The organism is Brochothrix campestris (genome assembly GCF_046058945.1).
Taxonomy (GTDB): Bacteria; Bacillota; Bacilli; order Lactobacillales; family Listeriaceae; genus Brochothrix; species Brochothrix campestris.
Map to the genome: position 1 here is coordinate 1,819,568 of NZ_CP175511.1, position 24,027 is coordinate 1,843,594.

The 24,027-nt window shown below is 38.9% G+C and carries 24 protein-coding genes; 7 read left to right on the forward strand and 17 right to left on the reverse strand.

Features of this window, described 5'->3' with window-relative positions:
* Nucleotides 1-182: 182 nt before the first annotated feature.
* The 3 genes from murF to ACJYYY_RS09075 are packed head-to-tail and all read right to left on the reverse strand — an operon-like array spanning nt 183 to nt 2,970.
* On the reverse strand, nt 183-1,562 hold the full coding sequence (gene murF, locus ACJYYY_RS09065; protein ID WP_035314240.1) for a UDP-N-acetylmuramoyl-tripeptide--D-alanyl-D-alanine ligase: 1,380 nt from the start codon (nt 1,560-1,562) through the stop codon (nt 183-185).
* A 37-nt stretch (nt 1,563-1,599) separates the two neighbouring features.
* Nucleotides 1,600-1,836: a hypothetical protein gene (locus ACJYYY_RS09070; protein ID WP_035314238.1), complete on the reverse strand. Its 237-nt coding sequence runs from the start codon at nt 1,834-1,836 to the stop codon at nt 1,600-1,602.
* A gap of 15 nt (nt 1,837-1,851) precedes the next feature.
* On the reverse strand, nt 1,852-2,970 hold the full coding sequence (locus tag ACJYYY_RS09075; RefSeq protein ID WP_035314236.1) for a DEAD/DEAH box helicase: 1,119 nt from the start codon (nt 2,968-2,970) through the stop codon (nt 1,852-1,854).
* Nucleotides 2,971-3,188: 218 nt separating this feature from the next.
* On the opposite strand from ACJYYY_RS09075, the gene ACJYYY_RS09080 reads away from it, so the two are divergent.
* Nucleotides 3,189-4,091 (forward strand): LysR family transcriptional regulator, encoded by a 903-nt coding sequence (locus tag ACJYYY_RS09080; RefSeq protein WP_035314234.1) that lies wholly within the window; start codon nt 3,189-3,191, stop codon nt 4,089-4,091.
* Nucleotides 4,092-4,098: 7 nt separating this feature from the next.
* A complete protein-coding gene (locus ACJYYY_RS09085; protein ID WP_232217923.1) occupies nt 4,099-5,190 on the forward strand; it encodes an iron-containing alcohol dehydrogenase family protein in 1,092 nt (363 codons plus the stop codon).
* A gap of 111 nt (nt 5,191-5,301) precedes the next feature.
* Here ACJYYY_RS09085 and ACJYYY_RS09090 read toward each other — a convergent pair whose 3' ends face one another.
* Genes ACJYYY_RS09090 through ACJYYY_RS09105 form a run of 4 tightly spaced genes read right to left on the reverse strand, consistent with a single transcriptional unit; the run spans nt 5,302 to nt 9,712 of the window.
* On the reverse strand, nt 5,302-6,333 hold the full coding sequence (locus tag ACJYYY_RS09090; RefSeq protein ID WP_408868849.1) for a sensor histidine kinase: 1,032 nt from the start codon (nt 6,331-6,333) through the stop codon (nt 5,302-5,304).
* A 14-nt stretch (nt 6,334-6,347) separates the two neighbouring features.
* Nucleotides 6,348-7,022 carry a response regulator transcription factor gene (locus ACJYYY_RS09095; RefSeq protein ID WP_035314230.1) on the reverse strand — a complete coding sequence of 225 codons (675 nt, stop codon included), beginning with the start codon at nt 7,020-7,022 and terminating at the stop codon, nt 6,348-6,350.
* A gap of 16 nt (nt 7,023-7,038) precedes the next feature.
* Nucleotides 7,039-8,958, reverse strand: a complete 1,920-nt coding sequence (locus ACJYYY_RS09100) for an FtsX-like permease family protein (RefSeq protein WP_408868850.1) — start codon at nt 8,956-8,958, stop codon at nt 7,039-7,041.
* Complete coding sequence (locus ACJYYY_RS09105) at nt 8,933-9,712, reverse strand: ABC transporter ATP-binding protein (protein WP_035314223.1); 780 nt, start codon at nt 9,710-9,712, stop codon at nt 8,933-8,935. Before ACJYYY_RS09105 ends, ACJYYY_RS09100 begins: the two co-directional genes overlap by 26 nt.
* Nucleotides 9,713-9,858: 146 nt before the next feature.
* Between ACJYYY_RS09105 and proC the strand changes: the two genes are divergently transcribed.
* The 3 genes from proC to ACJYYY_RS09120 all read left to right on the forward strand — a co-directional run bounded on the left by proC (nt 9,859) and on the right by ACJYYY_RS09120 (nt 11,639).
* Nucleotides 9,859-10,656, forward strand: coding sequence for a pyrroline-5-carboxylate reductase (gene proC, locus ACJYYY_RS09110; RefSeq protein ID WP_035314221.1), 798 nt, complete (start codon nt 9,859-9,861; stop codon nt 10,654-10,656).
* 244 nt (nt 10,657-10,900) lie between these two features.
* Nucleotides 10,901-11,035, forward strand: coding sequence for a hypothetical protein (locus ACJYYY_RS09115; RefSeq protein WP_269479268.1), 135 nt, complete (start codon nt 10,901-10,903; stop codon nt 11,033-11,035).
* Between the two features lie 127 nt (nt 11,036-11,162).
* Nucleotides 11,163-11,639: a universal stress protein gene (locus tag ACJYYY_RS09120; RefSeq protein WP_035314219.1), complete on the forward strand. Its 477-nt coding sequence runs from the start codon at nt 11,163-11,165 to the stop codon at nt 11,637-11,639.
* A gap of 58 nt (nt 11,640-11,697) precedes the next feature.
* On the opposite strand, the gene ACJYYY_RS09125 is transcribed toward ACJYYY_RS09120, so the two are convergent.
* The 7 genes from ACJYYY_RS09125 to ACJYYY_RS09155 form a co-directional block, all read right to left on the reverse strand.
* Nucleotides 11,698-12,903, reverse strand: coding sequence for an acetate kinase (locus ACJYYY_RS09125; RefSeq protein ID WP_035314217.1), 1,206 nt, complete (start codon nt 12,901-12,903; stop codon nt 11,698-11,700).
* 27 nt (nt 12,904-12,930) lie between these two features.
* Nucleotides 12,931-13,923 (reverse strand): class I SAM-dependent methyltransferase, encoded by a 993-nt coding sequence (locus tag ACJYYY_RS09130; protein ID WP_035314215.1) that lies wholly within the window; start codon nt 13,921-13,923, stop codon nt 12,931-12,933.
* 118 nt (nt 13,924-14,041) lie between these two features.
* The gene (locus ACJYYY_RS09135) at nt 14,042-14,548 is read right to left on the reverse strand and encodes a methylated-DNA--[protein]-cysteine S-methyltransferase (RefSeq protein ID WP_269479267.1); all 507 of its coding nucleotides are present in this window, start codon (nt 14,546-14,548) and stop codon (nt 14,042-14,044) included.
* Between the two features lie 681 nt (nt 14,549-15,229).
* The gene (tpx, locus tag ACJYYY_RS09140; RefSeq protein WP_156921149.1) at nt 15,230-15,727 is read right to left on the reverse strand and encodes a thiol peroxidase; all 498 of its coding nucleotides are present in this window, start codon (nt 15,725-15,727) and stop codon (nt 15,230-15,232) included.
* Between the two features lie 73 nt (nt 15,728-15,800).
* Nucleotides 15,801-17,015: a tRNA uracil 4-sulfurtransferase ThiI gene (gene thiI / locus ACJYYY_RS09145; RefSeq protein WP_035314271.1), complete on the reverse strand. Its 1,215-nt coding sequence runs from the start codon at nt 17,013-17,015 to the stop codon at nt 15,801-15,803.
* Between the two features lie 3 nt (nt 17,016-17,018).
* The gene (locus ACJYYY_RS09150; RefSeq protein ID WP_035314208.1) at nt 17,019-18,158 is read right to left on the reverse strand and encodes a cysteine desulfurase family protein; all 1,140 of its coding nucleotides are present in this window, start codon (nt 18,156-18,158) and stop codon (nt 17,019-17,021) included.
* Nucleotides 18,159-18,236: 78 nt separating this feature from the next.
* Entirely contained in the window at nt 18,237-19,946 is a 1,710-nt protein-coding gene (locus tag ACJYYY_RS09155; RefSeq protein WP_035314206.1) for a septation ring formation regulator EzrA, read from the reverse strand.
* Between the two features lie 170 nt (nt 19,947-20,116).
* On the opposite strand from ACJYYY_RS09155, the gene ACJYYY_RS09160 reads away from it, so the two are divergent.
* Nucleotides 20,117-20,560, forward strand: coding sequence for a GAF domain-containing protein (locus ACJYYY_RS09160; RefSeq protein WP_035314204.1), 444 nt, complete (start codon nt 20,117-20,119; stop codon nt 20,558-20,560).
* Between the two features lie 229 nt (nt 20,561-20,789).
* Nucleotides 20,790-21,392, forward strand: a complete 603-nt coding sequence (gene rpsD / locus ACJYYY_RS09165; RefSeq protein ID WP_035314202.1) for a 30S ribosomal protein S4 — start codon at nt 20,790-20,792, stop codon at nt 21,390-21,392.
* Between the two features lie 236 nt (nt 21,393-21,628).
* Here rpsD and ACJYYY_RS09170 read toward each other — a convergent pair whose 3' ends face one another.
* The 3 genes from ACJYYY_RS09170 to ACJYYY_RS09180 all read right to left on the reverse strand — a co-directional run bounded on the left by ACJYYY_RS09170 (nt 21,629) and on the right by ACJYYY_RS09180 (nt 23,711).
* Nucleotides 21,629-22,195, reverse strand: coding sequence for a transposase (locus ACJYYY_RS09170; RefSeq protein WP_408868851.1), 567 nt, complete (start codon nt 22,193-22,195; stop codon nt 21,629-21,631).
* Entirely contained in the window at nt 22,101-22,760 is a 660-nt protein-coding gene (locus ACJYYY_RS09175) for a transposase family protein (protein ID WP_408868852.1), read from the reverse strand. The genes ACJYYY_RS09170 and ACJYYY_RS09175 overlap by 95 nt, the downstream gene beginning before the upstream one ends.
* Before the next feature lie 342 nt (nt 22,761-23,102).
* Complete coding sequence (locus ACJYYY_RS09180; RefSeq protein ID WP_408868853.1) at nt 23,103-23,711, reverse strand: hydroxyethylthiazole kinase; 609 nt, start codon at nt 23,709-23,711, stop codon at nt 23,103-23,105.
* Between the last annotated feature and the right edge of the window lie 316 nt (nt 23,712-24,027).

The following is a 24,027-nucleotide window of genomic DNA, read 5'->3' on the forward strand; positions in this document are numbered from 1 at the left end:
TTAATATTTCAAATAGTTTCGTTCATTTTTTGACACATTCGTTATTTTCTTTCATTAATTTACAGCTTCAAAATGAAAGAAAACACACTGTTTTCACAGTGTGTCGCAAGTGTAGCAAAAGTCCCAAAAGAGCACTTTTTTAATTTAAAAATAAGCGAAGCCATTGTGACAACAACATTCACTTAATTAGATGATGCCTCATCAGTTAGCTTAGCGACCACTTGATTCAACTTCATCGAATTAGACCCTTTAAACAGCAGGAGCTCATCACCAACGAGCGAGTCCTGTAAGGCAGCTGTTAATTTTGTTAAATCAGTAAAATAATGTACTTTTTCTGGAGATAAGAGTGATTTAGCAGCCTCACTAAAGTACGACATGTATGGTCCATAGGCAAATACCTCATCAATAGCGGGTGTTAGTGAATCGGCAATACCTGCATGTAACATCGGCGCTTGAGCACCCAATTCTAGCATATCAGCCACAACAACAACTTTGCGACGATCTGATTGTATTTGTGCAAATGTTTCAAGCACTGCTTTCAATGCCGTTGGACTTGAATTGTAAACATCACTTAAAATTTTAATACCTTTTGTACCATCTATCCATTCGAGTCGGTCAGCTGTTCGATCGACAATTGCTAATCCCGCTTTAATCTCATCAGCAGCTACATCTAAACGACGAGCGGCCAAAATGACTGCCAAGGCGTTATAAACGTTATGCACACCAACAATTGGCACGTGAAATTCTGTATTAGCTGTTAACGATGTTTTAAATTCAGTTGCCGTCATTAAGGCTGTTATTGCAGTTGGATAGATAGCATTATTTTCAGATACACCAAAATGTTGACGCTCAAATGGCGTGTTTCCCATGAGACGCTCTGTTAGTAATGGATCATCTGGATAAATAAGCACCCCTTCAGCAGTTAATCCCTCGGCAATTTCAAGTTTAGCATCAGCAATACCACCACGCGATTTTAAAAATTCGAGGTGGGCTTCGCCGATGTTCGTTATAATCGCAATATCAGGCTGGGCGATTTTAGTTAACACTGCAATTTCACCCGCATGATTCATGCCCATTTCAAGCACCAACACTTCTGTCGTATACGGCATATTCAAAATCGTAAACGGCACACCAATATGGTTATTATAGTTCCCTTGTGTTTTATGCACACGATAGGTCGTTGCCAATACGTTCGCCAACATGTCCTTGGTTGTTGTCTTACCATTACTACCCGTAATACCAATCACCTTCGGATTCACCTGTTGCAAATAGACTGAGGCTAACGTTTGTAATGCAACCAACGTATCTTCGACTAAAATGATTGGCAATCCCTCGGGCTTATTAGCCTCTGAATCGACCTGCCATAAGGCTGCCACAGCTCCTTTTTGATAAGCATCCACGACAAAAGCATGACCATCGCGCTCACCTACAAATGGAATAAATAAGTTGCCACGGCTAATTTTACGTGTATCAAACGATATCCCTTTAACCTCAGTTGCCTGGTCACCTTCAATTGTTCCGTTAACCCACTGTGCAATTGTTTCTAATGTTTCTTTAATCATGTTAGTATACTCCCTTAATATAGTCTTACTGTCCTTTTCAAATGAAATACGCGATAACATACGTGATAATAACCCAAGCTAGTGTAAACAAGACCACGGTCACTTCACGATTACGCGAAAATTTCCCCCATACCATCCGTACAATCAGATAAAGGATAAAAAAAGCCCAAAGTGCATTAATCATTATATCTGGAACAAACGGTAAAGTGCTAAAGTAAATACCAAAGCTCGTTATTAACATGACGAAGATTAAAACAATCAAATCAATCATCATCACTCGCCCCTTTTATTAATTTTTAGGATCAACTAAATGTGCGAACTTCACTAGTTTCTCGATCATTTCAACATCATTTTCTTTGACCATTTGTTTTAATTCACGTGCCTCGCGATCCGTTACGATACTTATAGCAGCACCTGGTTCGCCCATTCGGCCAGTACGACCACTACGGTGAACATATTGTGTTAAACTTTTTGGTAAATCGAATTGAATAATCGCAGGCAGATTGGGCAAATCAATCCCACGTGCGGCAACATCTGTTGCTAATAATAAAGCTGTCTCACCTTTTTTGAAATCTCGGATTGATTCTTGACGTTGAATTTTAGAAAGATCACTGTGTAAAGCTGAGATTTTCAATCCATCAAAGTTCAATTTTTCATAAATCGTATTGAGTCGTCCAATCGTATTGACAAAAACAATTGCTTTCATGCCCTCAATTTGAGCAAGGCGATATAATGTTTTCACTTTATCTCGTGGGTTTGACTGAATATAAACATGCGTAATCGAATCAGGCATCTTCGCATCACCTGCCACAACTTCCACTTGCTCAACGCTTTCAACGTTGGCAAAAAATTCATCTAACCGATCTGATGTCGTCGCTGAAAACAGACTGATTTGACGATCACGATTGGCTGACTGACAGATAAAGACTGTTGTTGCTTCGTGTTCTTCAGTTAATAAAACATCGGCTTCATCAATTGTAATATAGTTGATTTCATGCATTTTTAATTTCTTTTGCTTGATTAATTCGGCCACACGACCTGGTGTCCCTACAAGCACATTCGGCTTTTTCTTTAATTTTTCGAGCTGACGTTTAATATTGGCTCCGCCGCCCAGTGTTGTCATCGTTTGTCCCGTTAATAAAAACGGACGGATTACATCTGCAATTTGAACGACAAGTTCTTGTGATGGTGCTAGTATGAGCCATTGACTCTTTTTCTCAGTTGTAATTCGTTCAAGATGCCCTAATGCAAATGCAAGTGTTTTACCAGTGCCCGTTGGTGCTTGGCCAACGACATCTTTACCTGACATTAGTGGCTCATAACTTTGTTGTTGAATGGGTGTTGCTTCACTATATCCTAATTCTACCCATTTATCTTGCCATTCTTTCGGCCAATTTGATTGATTCATTTAAAAATAACAACCTTTCTTTGCTCAATTCTTCTCTTTTATTATGACAGAAAGCACCTTAGATTGCATTAGTTTCTTAAGCGAAGACCCGTTCTCTTCTTTTTTATTTATTTGAATTTTCAAATAAATTACTGTTAATTTGCAAAAAACACTAGTCAGTTATGCTTTTTTGCGATAGCATGTATATAATTAATCGATTTTCATTGGAGGGATATATTTTGGAATTACGCCAATTGCATTACTTTGTCGAGGTCGCTAAGTTTGAACATATGACAAAAGCATCCGAGCAACTACACGTGGCACAATCTGCCATTAGCCGCCAAATTACTAACTTAGAAGATGAACTTGGTGTCGCCCTCTTTAATCGCATGGGCCGTAATTTACACCTTTCAAAAATTGGCGAGCTTTATTTAGCTCAAGTCAAGATTGCCTTGAATGAATTAAACAAGGCAACCAATATCGTGTCTGAGTATGCCAATCCCGAAATTGGCACCGTTAAGATTGGGTTCCCGACATCTTTAGCTACGAACCTTGTGCCAAAGTTAATCTCTTCATTTCGTCGGCAATACCCCGACGTTAATTATCAATTTGTTGAGGGGTCAAACAAGGAATTAAATGAGAATTTGTTAAGTGGCAATTTGGACTTAACCTTTTTTTCACCTTTGCCTGAGCAAACAACCTTAGTCGACACTTTTACCTTCTTTGAAGAAAAACTAAAACTTGTCGTTCCTAAAAATCATCCTTTAAACAGACGAACAACAATTAACTTAGTCGATTTAAAAAACGAAAAATTCGTTTTTTTTCCTGAAACCTTTTCACTTTATACCGACATCATTAACGCCTGTGAAAGTGTCGGTTTTAAACCGGATATTATTTTCCAAAGTGCTGATTTACACACGATTAATGGCCTTGTCGAAGCCGGTTTAGGCATTGCTATTTTACCTGAAATCATTTTAGCCGATGCTCATTCAAACGACTCTCATATTTTAACAATTGAAAACCCAAGCTTAACCCGGACTGTCGGAATTGGTTTCACCCTCCAACGTCGTCTTTCTCCGAGCGAACAGCTGTTCAAAGATTTTTTAATCAATCATTACACTTCAGAAAGAGAGGTGCTTTAACGTGACGATGAACCTTACACTCCGACCAGCACCACAAGAATATTTATGCCAGGAAGGCGCTTATGCACAGCTTCCGGGCAAACTAGCGGAACGTTTTATCAAAAAGGTACTGATCTTGCATGGTGAAAATGCCTATCGTGTAGCCGCACCCTTTTTACCTGAATTCGGCAATATAGAGGTTATTACTGTGCAATTTAACGGTGAATGCTCTGACATTGAAATCACACGGTTACTCACACTCTTCAAAGCGGCTCAAGCAGATGCTATTATCGGCTTAGGTGGTGGAAAAGTGATGGATACAGCTAAAGCTGTCGGTTTCCGTAGTGGCTATGTCCCGGTGATTTTACTGCCGACAATGGCAAGTAATTGTGCGGCTTGGACACCGTTAAGCGTCCTTTATACTGAAGACGGTAGCTCAACTGGTTTTGAAGTCTACGCCCAACAGACAGCCTTACTGTTGGTCGAGCCACGTGTCGTCATCGATTCACCCATCGCTTTTTTCATTGCCGGTATTGCCGACACCTTAGCCAAATGGTATGAAGCTGATGCAATCTTATCGCAGGTTGAACAACCGAGTCTTGCGCTAGATTTATGTCGTTATGCTGCACAACAGTGCCATGATATCCCTTTAGCTCTCGCCCAACAGGCCGTCACTGATATGCGTGACAAGAACCCCAGTTATGCATGGCTCAAAGTAATGGAAACCAACATCATGGCCGGTGGACTCGTTGGCGGTTTTGGCGATGATTACGGTCGCACCGCTGCTGCCCATCCAATCCATGATGCCTTGACCGCTCGAACTGAAACACATGTTTTTTTACACGGATTCAAAGTCGCTTACGGTGTGCTTGTGCAACTTGCACTTGAGGATAAATGGAGCGAAATCACTAAACTAGCTCCTTTTTATGAGCAGTTTAAGCTTCCTCAAACCTTAGCTGATCTCAACCTTTCTGAGCTAAACGACGACGCTTTATTAACGATTGCGCAACGTGCCTGTGCACCAGGTGAAAGCATTCACTTTTTAGCAAGTCCCGTTACTCCAGAACGGGTCGTTGACACAATCAAAGCATTAGAGAGCTTTCAACAACAAGCCAACTAACATATCTTAGGAAGCTTACATACAAACAGGCAAGACAGTCGCTCATTCACTGTCTTGCCTATTTTAATATATCGAGTCTATTTCGATAGTTCTAAACGGTTGCTGTCACTTTTATTCTGGCATAAAATACTGGGGTTTCGTCTCAAATATAATCTGGATGCTTGTCCCCTTGCCAAGTTCGGACTTCAAGCTTAACTCATGTCCGAGTTTCAGCGCCATTTGTTTCGCTAAGTACAACCCCATCCCTGTAGCCTTATGGCTGCTTCTTCCTAAGGAGCCGGTGTATCCTTTATCAAACACTCGTTGTTGGTCTTCGCTAGCAATGCCTGGACCATTATCACTGATGCTTAAACTCACATGATTATCTCTTTGTTCAATTGAACAGGTCACTTCACCAGATGGAGGTGTATATTTGATTGCATTAGAAATGATTTGATCACACACATAACTCAACCACTTCGAATCAGAGCGTACCCATACATCTGGCACAGTCATTGTTAACTTGATTTTTTTACTTATAAAGAGCGTTGCCTGACGCTTAACAACATCTTTAATAATCCGCGCTAAATTAACTTCTGTTATAATATAATCCGCTTCAAAGGAATCCAATCGTGCGAAATAGAGCGATTGCATCGTCAAACGATCGACTTCATTCAATTGGTAGTCGAGCTGCTGCCTTACTTTTTCTGGTAGCACCTCTTTATGATCCGCTAATAACATCTTACTGGCAATCACCGGTGTTTTAATTTCGTGAGCCCAGTACATCGCGAAATTTTGTTTATCCTTATCTTTATCAATCGACGTGGCGACAAAACGATGATAATTATTCACTTGCTTTTTTAGCGCCCTTACAAATAATTTTTGTTGTGTCGAGTAACCACGTGGCAAGGCTGCAATATTATCAATCGTTTCATTGCGTGACATCACTGCCTCAATCGCACGCCAAAAGCGACGCATTTTAAAATAATCGCTAACTAAATACAACAAGGTTAAACCAATATATATTAAGCATAAATAACGATAATCAGTCAACATCATCCGATTGCCAGGTTGCGTCATCAAAAACAGTGAAATAACCGTAAAAAGCACGCTGGTGTATACTAAAAAGTTTTTTTTCTCTTTCAAATAATGCAACAGACTCACATTGACACCTCCGATTAATTAAGCATATAACCCTGTCCTTTTTTCGTTTGAATGCGGTCTTTGATGCCAATTTCAAGCAGTTTTTTTCGTAAGCGTACGATATTAACGGTTAATGTATTGTCATCAACAAAACTTTCATCTTCCCATAGAACTCTCATGATTTCATCACGTGATACGATTTTTTGCCGTTGTTGCATCAGTGTGTAGAGGATTAAAAACTCATTTTTCGTAAGCTCTTGTTTGGCATCTTGATAGCTGACTACATTCGTATCGACCTGTAACACTAAACCATCTTGTTCAAGTACGACTGGTTGTGCAATCTCATTATAAGAATACACTCGGCGCAATAAGGCATTGACTCGTGCCATCAAAATATCCATATCGACCGGTTTTTCAATATAATAATCAGCCCCCATATTCATTCCCATAATTTGATCCATCTGTGAATCACGTGATGAAATAAAAATAATCGGTACCTTCGAGATGTCACGCATTTGACGACACCAATAAAAACCGTCAAACTTCGGCAGTGTCACATCTAAAATAACAAAATGAGGTTCAATTGTAATAAATTCTTCTAACACTTTTTCAAAATCGGTTACCTTAAATACCTCTAAACCCCAACGCCCTAAATTAAGGGCCATTGATTCAATAATAACGGGATCATCTTCTACAACATAGACTTTCATGGTCTCACTCCTTTAATTAAATAGTTGTGCGCATCTCGGGTGGGCAGACGATTTTTAAATAATGATGCACTCCCATCACATAATAGACAAAATAAATCAGCGCATACAACAAGATACTACCTAAAATAAGCGGGTCAAACGAACTCTCGATGATTGCATAAAAGGCCTTGAGGGCAAACAAACTATGGACAATTGCTAACAACAATGGCATAAAGAAAACGAAGCCTAACTGCTTGATAACAATCATGCGCATTTCTTCATAAGACACACCCATACGATACAAAGTCTGATATGTTTGCTTAGCTTTGGTGGCATCAAGCATTTGTTTAAAGTAAATAATCGTGCCGGTTGCCACAATAAACACAAGCGCTAAAAAGATACCTATATACATAATAATACCGAAAGTTAAATTAAAGAAATTTGCATCTTCTTCAACTGAATAGAGGTAAACATCTTCTGCGTTTTTCAGCACGTGTTTGATTGTCTTAACGACCTGCGGGCTATCTTGCTGAGCTTTCATTTTGATATACAACACCGACGTTGGTGTAACCACACGACTTAGCGTCTTGTACTTTTGTTGACTCACGACTAAATAATCATCGTAACGACTGAACACATTTTGCCGTTCACTTACGTTGGAAACATCGAACTTAACCGTCTGCTTCTTTAATTGATACGGTATTAACTTCTGAGTAGTATTACTCTCATCTTTAGTATTTTCTTGAGCCAATAATAGTTTTGTTTCATCCCCTTGCAATTGCTCTCCGACAGGAAAGTGATACGTTTCACTAATTTGTGCATATGTCTGCCACGAAATAATCGATAATTGATACGGTTTGGTTTTCGCTGCATCATTCACAGCGTCCTCTATTAATGTCGTTTTCAAACTAAACGCTACACTGTTATTATCGATGCCTGCGAGAATGTTTGCGCTCAATTTTGCTGTTGGATTAACGATTTGATAATTAATAATGGGGCTTTGATCGACCTTGATTTTTTCGGAAATAAATAAACTGTTCACGATACAAAAAAAAGTTATCGTCACTGCACTCAATAGCGTAATCGTCGTCATCATCACCACTTGGGAACCCATTCGTGCTCTTAGTTGTGACAACCACATCATATTAATCCCATGATAACTATACAATTTCAGTGCTCTAGCGCCCTCTAAAACTGTAGGTATCACCGATTGAATAATAAGATACGTCGCCAGACTAACAAGCATCGTAACCAAAGGTATCCATAGCAAGTAAGAGATGCCGATAAACTGACCATCGATTCCTTTTATCTCATAGGCGATATAGTAGCCTGACGCTAACATTACCAGTCCTAAAATACTTAACAACCAGCGGAGCCATAGATGACCCCTCTTCTTTTTGTTCTCCTTCAAACGAATGATTGGAAAATGTTTTAAGCGTGATAGACCTGTCAACGAAGCCAATACAATCAAGGAAACGTAAACCGTACCTGTTTCAAGCAAGGCAAGATGATGATTCACAACCTCGGTCGTTTCATTCAATCCGATAAATTTAAATAATATCATTGTCGCTAAGCGTGAAAAAAACATGCCTGCTAAAAAGCCGCCGATTAAGGCGACACTACTAATACAGACGGTTTCCAAAAACACTAACAAGCGCACTTGATATTTACGCATCCCGATTAAAAAATAAATCCCTAACTCCTGTTGACGCTCCTTGAAAAAATAATTGCTGGAGAAAAAAATCAAAATTGCCATAACAAATAGGAGCACGACCGCTGACATATTAAAGCCCAATTGAACATAGCCTTTAACATCAAAATAACGCATGAGCTGTTGATTGTATTTTAATGTCGCTAATAAATAATAAACGGTCGTAGCAAACACTAAGGCTGTCATATAAACACGATAGATACTAAGGCTACGTCGAATGTTACGTATGGCCATTCGAAAAATCATCGTTAGCGCCTCCTATAACTGCAAGCACATCTAAGATACTCTTCAAGAACACTTGGCGCGATTTACCGCCCTTATACAATTCAATAAAAATGCTCCCGTCCTTAATAAAAAGGATTCGCTGACAATAACTCGCTGCATAAGCATCGTGGGTCACCATTAACACTGTCGTTTTTTCGACTTCATTCGCCTGTTCGAGCATTTGGAGCAACTGTGTCGAGGCATTTGAATCAAGTGCCCCTGTCGGTTCATCGGCAAATAACACGGCTGGATTTGAAATGAACGCCCGAGCCGCTGCTGTTCGCTGTTTCTGACCACCTGACAGTTCGGACGGATAGCGCTCAGCCATCTCTGTAATTCTAAACGCCTTTACAATCCGTTGGAACTTCGCTTCAATTATTTGTCGTTTCTGTTTCATGATGGTAAGCGGCAAAATAATATTTTCTTTCACCGTCAATGTATCAATTAAATTATATTCTTGAAAGATGAAACCAAGTTTTTCTTTGCGGAACTGTGCCATTTTCTTTTCTGATAATTGTGTAATATCAACGCCTTCAATAAAGACATCACCACTTGAAGCCTCGTCAATTGTCGACATAATATTTAGGAGTGTTGATTTTCCTGCACCCGATGGTCCCATAATTCCAACAAACTCACCTTTTGGCACATCGAATGAAATACTATTAATTGCAGTCGAGACCGCTTCATTTGTCCCATATATTTTACGAACATGTTTTACTGATAAAATCGGATCCATTTCGTCACCCTTTCACTATCATTCTTATTTTAGCTGTTTTTGAGCTAAATTGCATGTTTCACCTATGACGGGCAAATAACTAGACAGCTTTTGTGAAAAACTGTACAGTAAATGCATATTCAGAATCGAAAGGTGTGTTATTTATCATGACTCAACTCGGATTTATCGGTGTCGGCAATATGGGCGGCGCAATTATTGAAGGCTTACTTACGCAACCAACTATGACTGCAGCCAATTTCATCATGTCTGGCGGAACTGGTCCCCGTACAAAAGCCCTGCAACAAAAAACAGGTATCAAATTAACAACGAATAAGGATGTAGCAGCCATGGCTGATATTTTAGTGTTAGGTGTTAAACCGATTATTATGCCAAGCGTCTTGGCTGAAATTAAAACGGAACTCCTCAAATCACCACAGACACTTATTATCACAATAGCAGGTAGCTTAACCATCGCCTCATATGAAGAACAGTTATCGACTGCTATCAAATTAGTCCGTATCATGCCTAATACACCTGTTTCAGTTGGTGAAGGAATGATGAGTATCGTTCCTAATCAAAATGTTTCAGCCGCCGAATTAGCAACGGTTGAAGCCTTATTTGCACCGCTCGGTCAAACCGTCGTCATCGAAGAACGCTTAATGGACGTTACTGCGGCATTGGCTGGATCAGCTCCTGCCCTCATCGATATGTTTATCGAGTCATTAGCAGATGGCGCAGTTGCAAAAGGCCTACCTCGTCAACTGGCTTATGATATGGCGACTCAAACATTAATTGGAAGTGCTAAATTAATGCAGGTCTCAAAATTGCACCCTGGTGAACTGAAAGACCAGGTCTGTTCGCCTGGCGGAACGACTATCGAAGCTGTAAAGACACTCGAAAAACACAACTTCCGTTATGCCGTTATTGATGCGATTGGCCGTTGTGTCGATAAAGCAAAAGAATAACAGTGCTTTATCCCTACACAAAAAAATCATTATCACTAGAGATAATTAGACCTTTTTTCACTTCATTTCCTCTCATATAAGTCATAATCATAGTGATTTATAAACATAATGGTTTACTTTTAGCCTTAGTGGGTATATACTATTGTTACACGTGGTTAATACGGAGCTTTAATAATTGAACCCGCCTTGATTCGATTGTTAAATTTAACTAGCAGTGTTGTACTTTAAGAAAGGAAGTGCTTGTATGATTTATACAAATAACTCTAAAAAAGAAGTTATTTTAGCGCGTAACAATGATGAATTTCGTCAATTATTGAACGGAATGATTCCTAACCCTAAAGAATCTTCATTAATACGCAAACAAAAAGTAATTAAATAAATTGCTCAGTCCTCCTATCTTTTGATAGGGGGCTTTTTTATGAACTTTTTGTGACATGGGCTTAAATAAGTAATTAAAGGGTATACTATAAGTAGAACAAGATTAAAATTTGAGGGGGACATCCATCATGACATTATCATACAAACGAATTTTAGTAGCGATCGACGGTTCGAAAGCATCCGAACAAGCTTTTAAAGAAGCAACTGCGGTAGCGCGTCGAAACAACGCAACCTTAGGTCTTGTACACGCGATTGATACACGCGCGTTTTCTGCCGTTACATCGTACGACGGCGCCATGACAGATAAAGCTACTGAGTATGCCGAAAAGTTATTAGGCGAATACAAGGATGTCGCTATCAAAAACGGACTTGAACATGTTGAAATTCATATCGAATACGGCTCACCTAAAACAGTTATCTCACGTGAGGTAGCGAAGAGTTTTAATGCCGACTTAATTATGTGTGGAGCTACGGGCCTTAATGCTGTTGAACGTTTACTCGTTGGTAGTGTAACTGAATACGTTATCCGCCACGCACCTTGCGACGTTCTCATCGTGCGAGGAACAGCTTCTGATCTTGATGAAGTCGTTAAAGAAGAATTATAATAGCGTTTCAAATACAAAAAGAGCCTCATCTAATTTATTTAGATGAGGCTCTTTTTAATTACCCTTGATTTGATAAACTTAATACGTCACGAGCAATTTCAACTTCTTCATCGGTTGGAACCACTAAGATTTCAACTTTTGAATTGAATGAGCTGATTGAACGTGTTGACCCACGGTTTTCATTTGATTCATTTAAGTTTTTATCAACTTTAATATCCATAAATTGTAAACCATCAATCACTTGTTCTCGTACAATAACACTATTTTCACCGACACCTGCAGTGAATATTATGGCATCAACGCCGCCCATCTCAACAGCATAAGCTCCAATTGTTTCTCTTACCCGTTTAATAAAGATTGATAAGGCTAAACCTGATTGATAGTTGCCTTCTTGAGCTGCCGAAGTCACATCTCGTAAATCACTCGACAGTTCAGAAATACCTAACAAACCTGATTTTTTATTGAAGACATCAATCACTTCTGCCGCACTCATGTTTTCTTTTTCCATGATGTATGGCACAACAGCTGGATCAATATTACCAGTACGCGTTCCCATCGTTAAACCTTCTAACGGTGTGAAGCCCATTGTTGTATCGATTGACTTACCATCTTTAATCGCACATAAACTTGCACCATTACCTAAGTGACATGAAATAATACGTAAATCTTTTAAGTCACGGTTCATAAATTTAGCAGCCTCACGTGAGACATATTTATGACTCGTACCATGGAAACCATATTTACGAATTTTATGTTCTTGGTAATAACGGTAAGGAATGCTGTATAAGAATGAAGCTGGAGGCATTGTTTGATGGAATGCTGTATCAAATACCGCAACTGTTTTAGCGGTTGGAATTGCTTCTTGGAACGCACGAATACCAGTGGCATTAGCTTTGTTGTGTAGTGGCGCAAATTCTGCCAGCTGTTCAATTTTAGCCAATACTTTTGGTGTTACAATTGTTGCGCCAGTAAACTGTTCACCACCATGAACAATACGGTGACCTGTTCCGTAAATTTCTTTGAGGTTTTTAACCACTTCAAGTGAAATTAAAAATTCTAAAATCATTTTTACTGCTTGGTCATGATCCGCGATGTGTGAAACTTCCTCATGTTTTTTGCCTGTATGTGTTTTAATTGAAATAACAGCATCTTTCATACCGATACGTTCAATCAAACCTTTTGCTAATACATCTTCACTTGGCATTTCAAATAATTGAAACTTTAATGATGAGCTACCTGCGTTTACTGCCATAATTTTATGCATATTATACGACCTCTTCCGTGATATATTTTATGTGTTTTCAAACCACGCTTCCAATTTTTTAATAATAGCTAGCATTTTCTTAGCATCAGATAAATTAGGCAACTGTGTGATTAACACATCGTGGGCTGGTTTAGCCACACTGCCTTTTTTTCTGAAGACAATAATGCTTTTCACAGCTTCTTTTTGAGCAAACAATGAATCTGGTAATTGCAACACCATCTCCAAGCTGCCCTCTTGTTGGAGGTAGGCGTTTAAACGCTTACCAACGTCACCTGCTAAAATATTAGAAGGTAATAGAAGAACTGCATAGCCATCTGCTTTTAAATAATTAAAGGCTTGTTCGACAAACAAAAGATGAGCAAATGAATGCCCTTCTTTTTCTCTTAAGGTGAAACTTTTTGCCCCTTCATCATTTGGATAATAGCCGATGGGCAAGTCACTTACAACTGCATCCACTGGATTAATCAACAAGTTGCCTAAGCCATCTTGGTGCATTAACTCAATTGGAGTGCTTTGTAAATTGGCACCTGCATACGCAAGTGACACGAGTAAATCATCGACTTCAACGCCGACTAAGTTAATCGCATCGCGTGCCTTCAATTGATTGTGCACAGTCATCAGTAGATTTCCCGTCCCAATCGCTGGATCAAACAAGGTCACTTCTTTCGTTTTAGCTGTTAATTTATCAACCAAGTACCCCATTATAAAACCGATTGAATCAGGCGTCATTTGATGATTAGTTTGCACTTTGTCTTCACGTAACCCTTTTAACAACACCAATTGATACGCACGACGTACGACTTCAGCCGGTACATCCGCCAAATCAATTGTTTGATAGCTTGTTAATAAAGTTTTCGCTGTTTCTGGCGCCACTTCAGCTTGCTTGATTTCCCCTTCAAACATATTTTCAATCGTTTGATAAACGGCTTCTAAATACGTTGTACCAAGTGCACCTTTAAGCATTTCAATCACTTGATTGAGTTGCTCATATAGCTGTTCGAAAGTTTGTTCTGTTGACATAATTTGATTCATCCCCTATTTTTTACTGACTCAATACGCTTTATATTGTATCGAGTAACGCCTAGCCACGCAAGTTCACTTTTTTCAGTTCACTTCGCTATAAATGATTTGCTAGCCTCTACATTATACCTTTGTTTTGCGCTTCGATGTGCAACAGCTGTTTCTTCATCGCTATTCCACCGCGATAACCCGCGAGGTGCCCATTTTTAGCTATCACGCGATGACAAGGAATCAAAATTGTTAACGGATTTTTGGCAATCGCTGTTGCCACTGCCCGTGTTGCTGTCGGACGGTTAATCAGCGCCGCGATATCACTATAGCTTCTCGTTTCACCGTATGGAATTGTTTGTAAGGCTGACCACACAGCCTGTTGAAAAGCTGTTCCCGACATTTCAACAACCAGCCTCGTTACTTCTCCGCGCAAAGCAACTTCTAGTTGAGTTGCATACTCCTTAGTGATGGAGTGATTATAACAATAATGCACCTTCGTTTTTGATTGACGAAACCATTGATACAACTCAGCTTCCCCTTTAGCATCGCCTCCAACAAACACCAAGCGATTGTTGGACACAGCCAGGCATAATTGAAACGGTTCAACCTCACAAATGGCCCACTCAATTTCCATCCTTGCGTTCAACTCCATTAACTGACATCTCCGATTTACAACTAGTACAGAAAAAGTATCTGTACTAGTATAGATTCCTTCTGTATTGCTATTTAATGGTGTTTCTTCACCTCTAATAATAGCAGATAATGTGGTGTTTTTCTATTAATCCCATTGGTTTAAACCGTTTCTTTCAACTTGTTTCAAGCGCCTTCTTTCATAGTCATACCATTTTGATTATATGTGTATCATTCGGATAAATAAATAAACTATAACAGTTCCGCTCACACCACCCACACAAACCCACCGCACCACTTGTTTTTAAAGCGTTTTCATTTAGTTGTTTTTGTCACTGTTTTCGACACACGCCAAACCTATTACGTTTTTGTTATATCCTTCAACGTTTTTATTCCTTGCGAAAAATTCATAAAAAAAACATATTTTAACTTGCATTACATTGTGAAAACATCAGTTGCTTCTTTATATATATATTGAGCTTAATTTGTTGTTAAAGAAAAATTACTATTCGGATACCATTTAAAATACATCACGAGCATCCTTTATCCCATCTTCATTCAACTGTTTAATTTCCCCTTGCGTTGACGATGCTTTTTAAAGCCATAAAAAAATGCCCCCTCGAAATTAGCTTTTCAGCCGAACTTCGAGGGGGCATTTCATCATTTACTTTTACTCTGAAGTAAATTAAGCGTTTTTAGCCGCTTCAAGTGCTGCTTCGTAATTAGGGTGATCTGTTACCTCGTCTAAATACTCAACATAAACGATTTCATCGTTTGCATTAACCACAAAAACAGCACGGCTAAGTAAACGTAACTCTTCAATCGCAACGCCATAAGCCATTCCGAATGATAAATCTTTATGATCCGATAACGTAATTGCGTTTGGTAAACCTTCTGCTGCACACCAACGTTTTTGTGCAAATGGTAAATCGTTTGAAATTGTTAAAACGACCGTGTTTTCTAAGCTGCCACCATCGACGTTAAAACGACGACTTTCTTGTGAACAAACACTTGTATCGATTGAAGGAACAGCTGCAATTAATTTCACTTTCCCTTTATAATCAGCTAATGTTTTTGGCGCCGTTGCATTATCAATCACTGTAAAGTCTGGTGCTTTGTCCCCCACTTTTACTTTATTACCTAATAACGTGACTTGTCCGCCTTTAAATGTTGTCATCTTTATAATCATCCTCTCACTCTTTAATTGCTACCCTCTTATTATACGATTAATTCAGTACGTACGCTATTATATCAGCTTACAGTAAGCCCTCGAACGCATCGTCTGCACCTGTATTCGATTCAATTGAAACAACGACTGTCTCGACATTAGCAAGTGCTTCCGCAATAAGTGTATCAAAATCGACATTCGACTCAAATCGTTCAACCTTATCGAGTCGTGGTTGCGTTTTCGGTTGTTTCGGAGTGAAAATCGTACAGCAGTCCTCAAACGGTTGAATTGATAATTCAAACGTATCAATTTCTTCAGCGATTTTAATAATGTCATTTTTGTCCATCGTAATTAACGGGCGAATAATCGGTGTTGATGTCACATCGTTAATTGCTAACATGCTCATCATCGTTTGCGAAGCGACCTGCCCAAGCGATTCACCGTTAACGATGGCTAAACCACCATGTTGACGACGCAACTCATCTGTAATCCGCATCATAAAACGACGTGTTGATGTCATAATGTAACCTTCTGGAATCCGTTGTTTAATTGTTTCTTGAATTTTAGTAAATGGTACAAGGTGAATTTTAATATCACCTGTATAGCGCGTTAATTTTTGAGTTAAGTCAATTGCCTTTTGTTTAGCACGTTCACTTGTATATGGTGGGCTGTAAAAGTGAACAGCTTCAATCTCAACGCCACGCTTCATCGCTAAATAACCTGCTACAGGGCTATCAATCCCACCTGAGAGCATTAACATCGCCTTACCTGCTGAGCTCACTGGCATGCCACCTTGCCCCATTACCGTCTCGCTCGAGAGGTAGGCTGCTTCTTGACGAATTTCGACGGTAATTTCAATGTCAGGTTGACGCATACTCACTTCAACATCATCGTTATAGGCATCAAAAATAGCATCTCCGACCATGAGGTTCACATCGTTCGTATCGAACGGGAACGTTTTGTCGGCACGCTTCGTGCGCACTTTAAATGTTTTTCCTTCCGTAAAATGACGTTTAAACAAGGCGACTGCCATCATTTTAATCGCCTCGATGTCGCGCTCAACTTTAATCACAGGACTGTAACTTTGAATGCCAAAAATCAAATGTAAACGTTCCATGATAACAGCATAATCGGCCCCATTCAACGTAATAAACATGCGGTCACGCTCTGCGGAAATATGCACTTCTGGCATATCTTTTAACAGTTGACGGACGCTTTTTTCTAATCGACGAACGAACACTTTGCGGTTGTTCCCTTTCGTTGATAATTCACCATAACGTACTAAAATACGATCATATTCTATCATTTAGTTCACCACTTCACTTAAATTTTTTATAACTTTCGTCACTGCTGTTTTCACTTGTGCCATTTTGGCTGCTGTAATATCAAAATTAAAACTAAAACGAACAGCACCTTTTGCTGCTTGATTTGGCACCTTCATCGCAATCAATGTGCCGTCAATCGTCGCTGACTTCGATGAGCAGGCACTTGTTGTTGAAATGTAAATACCTTCAGCTTCTAGCGCATGAACGACGACCTCGCCTTTTTGCCCTTTTATGCTAAAACAACAAATATGCGGCGCGCCTATGGTTGACGAGTAGACAGTTACCGCCTCGATTGTTTGCAACCATAAAATGAAATCGTTTTTCAAGGCAGCTAATTGACTAACTTCTGTTTGCATTCGCGCCATCTCCATGCGGAGCGCTTTCGCCATCGCAACAACGGCTGCAACATTTTCAGTGCCACTACGGAAGCCTTCTTCTTGTCCACCACCATGTAACAGTGGTTCTAAACGCAAGTATTTGTTTTTGTATAGGATTCCAGCGCCACGTACACCATGAAATTTATGGGCAGACGCACTTAATAAATCAATTTTCATCGCTTTAATCGCGAGCGGTACTTTTGTCAGTGACTGCACCGCATCAACATGAAACAAGACATGATCATAGTCTGCAAGCAGATCACCAATCGCTTGAATCGGTTGAATACTACCAATTTCATTATTAACGTGCATAATCGATACTAAAATTGTATCTGGGCGCAAATGTTTCTCGACGTCTGCCACCGCCACCTGTCCTTGTTTATCAACCGGTAAGTACGTCACTTCAAAACCGTTTTTTTCGAGGAAAGCCATCGTGTTCAAGACTGAGGGATGTTCAATCTGCGTCGTAATAATATGTTTACCGCGGTTTCTAAATGTCCAGGCGACACTTTTAAGCGCCATATTATTACTTTCAGTCCCACTCGCTGTCATAATGAGCTCATGGGCATCGACTTGTAATAACTGCGCCATTTGTTTTTTCGATTCGCGATATAACTTTTCGACCGTTCCACCTAAGCCATGCAACGACGATGGATTGGCAAAAAACTGTGTTGCCACTTGACTGTAGGATTTCACAACCTCAGGATAAGGTTGGGTTGTTGCACTATTATCTAAATAAATCATTTTATCACCTTTCTTCACACAACAATGCCAGATAAACCGAAAGATTCATCTGGCATCCTTCCTTTAATAACGTTCAGCTTAATACGGTTGATTGCCTTCTTTTAACTGTGCTTCAACTTTATTGACAGCACCCGACTCGACTTTCTCTAACTGTTTAGCAGCTACTTCTAACGCCTTCTTATAATTATAATCGGAGTCATAATAACTTTCTGCTATTTGCAATTGCATCGCCATCTCTTGATTCTTAAAACGGTAGCGGTTGGCGTATTGAATAATAGCCTCCACTAAGCGTGCATCTTCCACCATTTCATGAGCAGTATCTTCCGCTTGCGTCGTGCTATTGTCAGCAGAACGCCAATTCCCCGTCATCTCACTCACATTAATCGGTGAAGCTTCTAACGACGTATTCAAGGTTTGAACAGCTGCATAAGCTTCCTCAATCTTTTCATTAACATCTGCTGGCACACCCGGTATGCGACAACGTCGAATATAGTTGTCGACACGCTTCAGGCGTTCGAGATAACTTTGAGCTTTCGCTTGTGCTGCCATCTCATCTTTACGGATTTTTTTCAACTGTTCACTATATGCCAATTGTTCGTCACGATTATCACAGACTGTCTGTTGAAGGTCTTTAATGACAGTTGCAATTTGTGAATGATCAACTGTTCCTTCACCATAAGCAAGTTTCACACGTTCATACGATTGTTCAGCTGCCTTTAATTGCTTGCGCATTGTCGCTGGCTTAGCTGTCATCTCTTCATCGAGTTCGTACTTTTCAAACACGAGTTTCGCCTCTGCATACAATAGATCAACCGCCGCTTTTTCTGCTTGGAGTTGCTGTTCTGTTTCTAACTGCTCCGCCTCGACAAATTGACGCGCCACTGCCTCTGCTTCTAATTGATCATACAACCCATTCACTTCGTTGCTCATCCGTTCTACTTCTGAGAAGGCTTCTTGATTCTCACCAGCATTAAGTAACGATTTCACACCATTAATTTCAGCAGTCAATCGTTCAATGGCACCATCACAATCAATTAAATTCAAAGAATATCCCTGCGCTTTCATACCATTGTAGCCACGAGATAACTGGATGAATTCATTAGGCAGTTCATGATTAATCTGTTGTAATAATGGCGGAATTTCAATAATTTGGACATTCAGTTTCGCGATGTCAGCTTCAATTTCATCTTTGCGATGATAAAACGCTAAAAAATCACCCTCATAATAATCTGTTTCCGCTGTTGTGATTTCAGCTCGTAAACGTTCTTCTTCTTTTTCAAGCCGGTCAATTTGATCACCAAAAGTGTAGGCTTGTGTCAACATCACTTTGCGAGCTTCAACTAAATCGGTGTCTGCCTGCTGCAATGCTTCACCCACCGTTTCATGTGATTCTTGTAGCAGTGCTAACGCTTCACTTATTTGATTCATCGTTTGTTCTATCTTAGCTAAACTTTGCTCCGTTTGTCCAATCGCCGGTTTAATTGATGTGAAACGAAACATTTCGTTATCTTGTTCCATCTCATCAATTGCTTTTTCCACTTGTGGTAAATCAACATCAACGATTTTTTCCCAACGTTGACGTTCTTCTTCAAAAGCAACTTTTGTTGCACCACTAAGGGCGATTTTTTTTACTGTATTTAGTTGTTCAATGACAGGTCGGTCGAATAAAACTTTTTTACGTGTTTCAATTGTCTCAATCAACTTATCTGCACGACGTCTCATCGTGTAAAACACCAATAACATAATAAATACAATGATGATAAAAACGATTAAGATTTTTAAAAACATGGTCATCCTCCTGTCAGTTATTACTTTAATGTCGACGTGATTTTTTTAATTGTAAATGGTTATAGACATAGTTTATAATACCACTATTAGGCTTAAAAATAAAACATTTTAGCCGTTAATTGGCTCGTCTGTTCTATTTAATTTGTGCTATGGATAAGGGAGGATAAAATATGAGTGATATTAAAAAATATGAACGGTTAGTAAAACAAACAGAAGCCCTTTTATTTGGCGAGACCAATCTCATTGCCAACATGAGTAATTTATCAGCGCTACTCAATGAAACACTTGAAAACATAAACTGGGTCGGTTTTTATTTATATGAAAATGAAGAACTTATTTTAGGGCCTTTTCAAGGGAAAGTCGCCTGTGTTCATATCCCCATCGGCAAAGGAGTCTGTGGTACCGCTGCGCAACAACGTGAAAGTATCGTCGTAGTTGATGTCCATCAATTCCCAGGACATATTGCTTGCGACAGCGCATCACAGTCTGAAATTGTGATTCCAATTATTAAAGAAGGGCAATTAATCGGTGTCTTAGATATTGATTCACCCGTAAAAGAGCGTTTCTCGACCGATGACCAACACTATTTAGAACAAGTGGTTCGTTATCTTTAATGATTAGTTCTTGACTTATTATCAGTTACTGGGTTATACTAGATATTGTGTAAAATAGTGCAGCTGGTATGTGGCTGTTGGGTCAGTATTTCATTCCCGTTTTTAATAATGAGGTGTATCGTGTAACCTGCGGCTGCATGGTGAAGGTATGTAAAGATGAAATCCGCCAGTAGTAAATCATATCCGTATTTGTTTTATGCTAAAACAAATTCAAAGGAGGAGTCTCTCAATGGCTCGTTATACAGGTCCATCTTGGAAATTGTCTCGCCGCTTAGGCCTTTCACTTCTAGGAACAGGTAAAGAATTAGAAAAACGTCCGTATGCTCCAGGTCAACATGGCCCTACGCAACGTACAAAATTAAGCGAATACGCTTTACAACAACAAGAAAAACAAAAATTACGTCACACTTACGGTATTACTGAACGTCAATTCCACAACACTTTCTTACGCGCTGGTAAATTACAAGGTAAACAAGGTGAAAACTTTATGATCCTTTTAGAACAACGCTTAGATAACGTGGTTTATCGTTTAGGTTTAGCACGTACTCGTCGTGGAGCTCGTCAATTAGTAAACCATGGCCATTTATTGGTTGATGGTAAACGTGTTGATATTCCTTCATACCAAGTAGATCCTGGTCAAGTTATCTCAGTTCGCGAAAAATCACTTAACAACTCTTCTATTAAAGAAGCTTTGGAAGTGGCTCCAGCTGTAGCTGAATACTTATCTTTCGACGCTGAAAAAACCGTTGGAACATTAGTTCGCTTACCAGAACGTTCTGAATTACACCCAGAAATTAACGAAGCCTTCATCGTTGAGTTTTACTCTCGTTAGGTCTCAGACTTTCTATTGTGCAATTTTTAAGACCCTGGATTCTTTATTGAATCCAGGGTCTTTTTTCGCACAAAAAAAAGAGGCACTATGTCAAATAGTGTTGTTATTCAAAATTTAGTAAAATAAGTCATTTTTGCAGCTATCTTTTTTGGTAGTTGCTTTTTTGTAGTCATTCCTAATGTGAAGGACGCTTTCTGCGGGTGACGCTTCATCCTCCGCGCTCCGCTGTGGGGTATTCAGCGGCCACTTTTCCCGCTAGAGTCGCCTTCACAAACGTCATGACGTGCACGTTTGTTATTGATCCCTTCTAAATGCCCGTTGGAATCCTCGTATTTAAAGCTATTTTCGATTGCAGGTAAATGCTTGTTTAATGTTTTTAAACTGCGTTTCAGTTGTGAAGAAACGAAAGGTTTTTTAGTCTGAATCAGTGATTGGTAAGCAGGGGAATTTTTGTGTTGTAGCGCAATCAGTAATTGCTGTGCTAGTTCGTATGTTTCTTTGAATTCAACATCCAGTGTCATAAAGTAATCGATGATTCCTGTCGAACTTTTTTGTCCGTTAAATAAACGATGATAGCGATAATCAAAATCGCTTAAGTCTGTTTTGTTTTTGAGAAGTAATTTCCAATACGCTTTGAGTTTACGATAAATCTTTTTATCTTCTGAGTTTGAAGTATCATAACGGTTCATGAGTTTAATACGTGTTTGATTAAGGGAGCGTGTTACTAATTGGGACAAATGAAAACGATCGATGATGCAATCTTCTAGATGGGAGGATATCAATGATTTCATATTTTTTCGCATCAGTGCAAATAAAACGCATCTGACTATCAGCACTCTTTACCGATTTGAATTCATCCATTGAAAGATGTAGTGGAAGCCTTTGATAGTTCGGTTTGAATTGAGGAGACCATTGGTGTAAAGCACGATTAACAGTAGTTGTTGAAACACTCTGTCTAAAAGCGATATCTTTTTCAGAAGTAATAAACTGTCCTTCGGCAGCTAGTGTTTGGATGACACGTTTGGAGATAAAACAATTTCGTTTTACCATCGAAGTTGAAGCGATAAAGGTTGTTTTACATCCTTTACATAAGAAGCGTTGCTTCTTTAAAAAGAGATAGGTTGGAAGGTTATTGGTTTTAAGGAGTGTGATACGTGATAGTTTAGTTCCGTGTTTAATGAGTTTAACTGTTTTATTATTGAAGCCGCAATTCGCACACCGTGAGGGTATGTAAGAGAGTGTGCCAAAATAACAAGTGCTTAAAACACCTTTAATTAACTGAGTTAAACACCATGTTTTTGGAAAAGAAATAGTTTCATCTGTAATTCCAGAGGAATTCGCGATATTATTAAAAGTGATAGCTGACATTGTCGAATCCCGCTTATAAATTTGTTGTGATGACTTAATATTATAGGGATTTTGAAAATGTTGCTATTTTTTCGCGGAAAAATAGGCATCAGTGAAAATTCACCAACACCATAAATTATAGAACCAAAAAAGACAGTGTCGTTTGCACTGTCTCGGATTGTAGAAAATTATAATTAACTTTTTTTCCAACTTGTTTGCTTCAAACCGGTTAATTTCACTTTCATTCCGACATGACACACAGGTAACGATCATTTTACAAGACTTAACAAGCTAGAACAGTGTTTAGCTATAGCCTTGTGCCGTCTGTCCTTTTTATTTTGATTTAACTGACCTTCACTTGAGTCATATATCAGTTCCACTGATTGCTTCAGTTAAATTCACTGTATTTATAATTTCTAATATTTGTTGTTGTTTTGGCCCCGCTTCAATTGCTCCCAAAATTCGCTGATAATGCTGACAAGCTAAAATGACTTTTTTTATGATTTTCTGTTCATTGTTCTCTCCCAAATAGCGGGAAATGAGCGCCTCTATTAATGTAATATCATAAATTGCCAATTGATCCTGCATATCATTAATAATAAAGCAATTTTCACCATCAGTAATTGTGATTTTTTCTGTTTTAATCACAACGACACTTCGATAAACTCGTGCTATCTTTTTTATTAATTCCATATCATGTGATTCTCCAGGTTCACCTTTATAGCCAGCACTCGCCATTACATCCTGATAATTTCCAATCATCACAGTGTACGTCAATTGATTACTTAACTTATCAAATGCTTGAAAACTTACGCTATTGTCACTCAATCCATCCAAGCTAAATAAAAGTGGGATTTTTCTCTTATTAGCTTGCTTGCCAAGAGCTAATAAACACTCAAATTTATTAACTGTTATTTTTCCGAAACTTAAAACAAGAACATCATAATCAGCTAGTTGCTCTTTTGGTTTCAAAAAAAGTTGTTGATACGTTAAAAAGTCATATGAAAGGTTAATCGCACTAAAGTAATCAGATAGTTTTATTTGTTCATTACGAATAAATAGTAACTTCGAGTTATTATTAGGTATTGTTAACAATTTGTTTATCTTTTTGATCACGAACACCTTCCATTTCTTTTTAGATTGTATAATAAGTATTATATCATATCAGTAAGTAACAAAAAAAGAGAGTGCTGAATTACACACCCTCCCTCTAAATTAATTAATATTATACACTAGTGACATGCAAACCATCATTTTAACTTCAGATTCACTAATGAGCTTTAGTTAA

Excerpts from the sequence above, each read along its gene's own strand:
- ACJYYY_RS09085 (WP_232217923.1), top strand. The coding sequence starts at position 4,099 with ATGAACCTTACACTCCGACCAGCACCACAAGAATATTTATGCCAGGAA.
- ACJYYY_RS09100 (WP_408868850.1), bottom strand. The coding sequence starts at position 8,958 with ATGATTTTTCGAATGGCCATACGTAACATTCGACGTAGCCTTAGTATC.
- ACJYYY_RS09160 (WP_035314204.1), top strand. The coding sequence starts at position 20,117 with ATGAGTGATATTAAAAAATATGAACGGTTAGTAAAACAAACAGAAGCC.
- ACJYYY_RS09105 (WP_035314223.1), bottom strand. The coding sequence starts at position 9,712 with ATGGATCCGATTTTATCAGTAAAACATGTTCGTAAAATATATGGGACA.
- ACJYYY_RS09115 (WP_269479268.1), top strand. The coding sequence starts at position 10,901 with ATGATTTATACAAATAACTCTAAAAAAGAAGTTATTTTAGCGCGTAAC.
- ACJYYY_RS09125 (WP_035314217.1), bottom strand. The coding sequence starts at position 12,903 with ATGCATAAAATTATGGCAGTAAACGCAGGTAGCTCATCATTAAAGTTT.
- ACJYYY_RS09070 (WP_035314238.1), bottom strand. The coding sequence starts at position 1,836 with ATGATGATTGATTTGATTGTTTTAATCTTCGTCATGTTAATAACGAGC.
- ACJYYY_RS09135 (WP_269479267.1), bottom strand. The coding sequence starts at position 14,548 with ATGGAAATTGAGTGGGCCATTTGTGAGGTTGAACCGTTTCAATTATGC.
- ACJYYY_RS09075 (WP_035314236.1), bottom strand. The coding sequence starts at position 2,970 with ATGAATCAATCAAATTGGCCGAAAGAATGGCAAGATAAATGGGTAGAA.
- rpsD (WP_035314202.1), top strand. The coding sequence starts at position 20,790 with ATGGCTCGTTATACAGGTCCATCTTGGAAATTGTCTCGCCGCTTAGGC.
- ACJYYY_RS09120 (WP_035314219.1), top strand. The coding sequence starts at position 11,163 with ATGACATTATCATACAAACGAATTTTAGTAGCGATCGACGGTTCGAAA.
- ACJYYY_RS09170 (WP_408868851.1), bottom strand. The coding sequence starts at position 22,195 with ATGCGAAAAAATATGAAATCATTGATATCCTCCCATCTAGAAGATTGC.
- proC (WP_035314221.1), top strand. The coding sequence starts at position 9,859 with ATGACTCAACTCGGATTTATCGGTGTCGGCAATATGGGCGGCGCAATT.
- ACJYYY_RS09150 (WP_035314208.1), bottom strand. The coding sequence starts at position 18,158 with ATGATTTATTTAGATAATAGTGCAACAACCCAACCTTATCCTGAGGTT.
- ACJYYY_RS09155 (WP_035314206.1), bottom strand. The coding sequence starts at position 19,946 with ATGTTTTTAAAAATCTTAATCGTTTTTATCATCATTGTATTTATTATG.
- ACJYYY_RS09175 (WP_408868852.1), bottom strand. The coding sequence starts at position 22,760 with ATGTCAGCTATCACTTTTAATAATATCGCGAATTCCTCTGGAATTACA.
- ACJYYY_RS09095 (WP_035314230.1), bottom strand. The coding sequence starts at position 7,022 with ATGAAAGTCTATGTTGTAGAAGATGATCCCGTTATTATTGAATCAATG.
- ACJYYY_RS09130 (WP_035314215.1), bottom strand. The coding sequence starts at position 13,923 with ATGTCAACAGAACAAACTTTCGAACAGCTATATGAGCAACTCAATCAA.
- murF (WP_035314240.1), bottom strand. The coding sequence starts at position 1,562 with ATGATTAAAGAAACATTAGAAACAATTGCACAGTGGGTTAACGGAACA.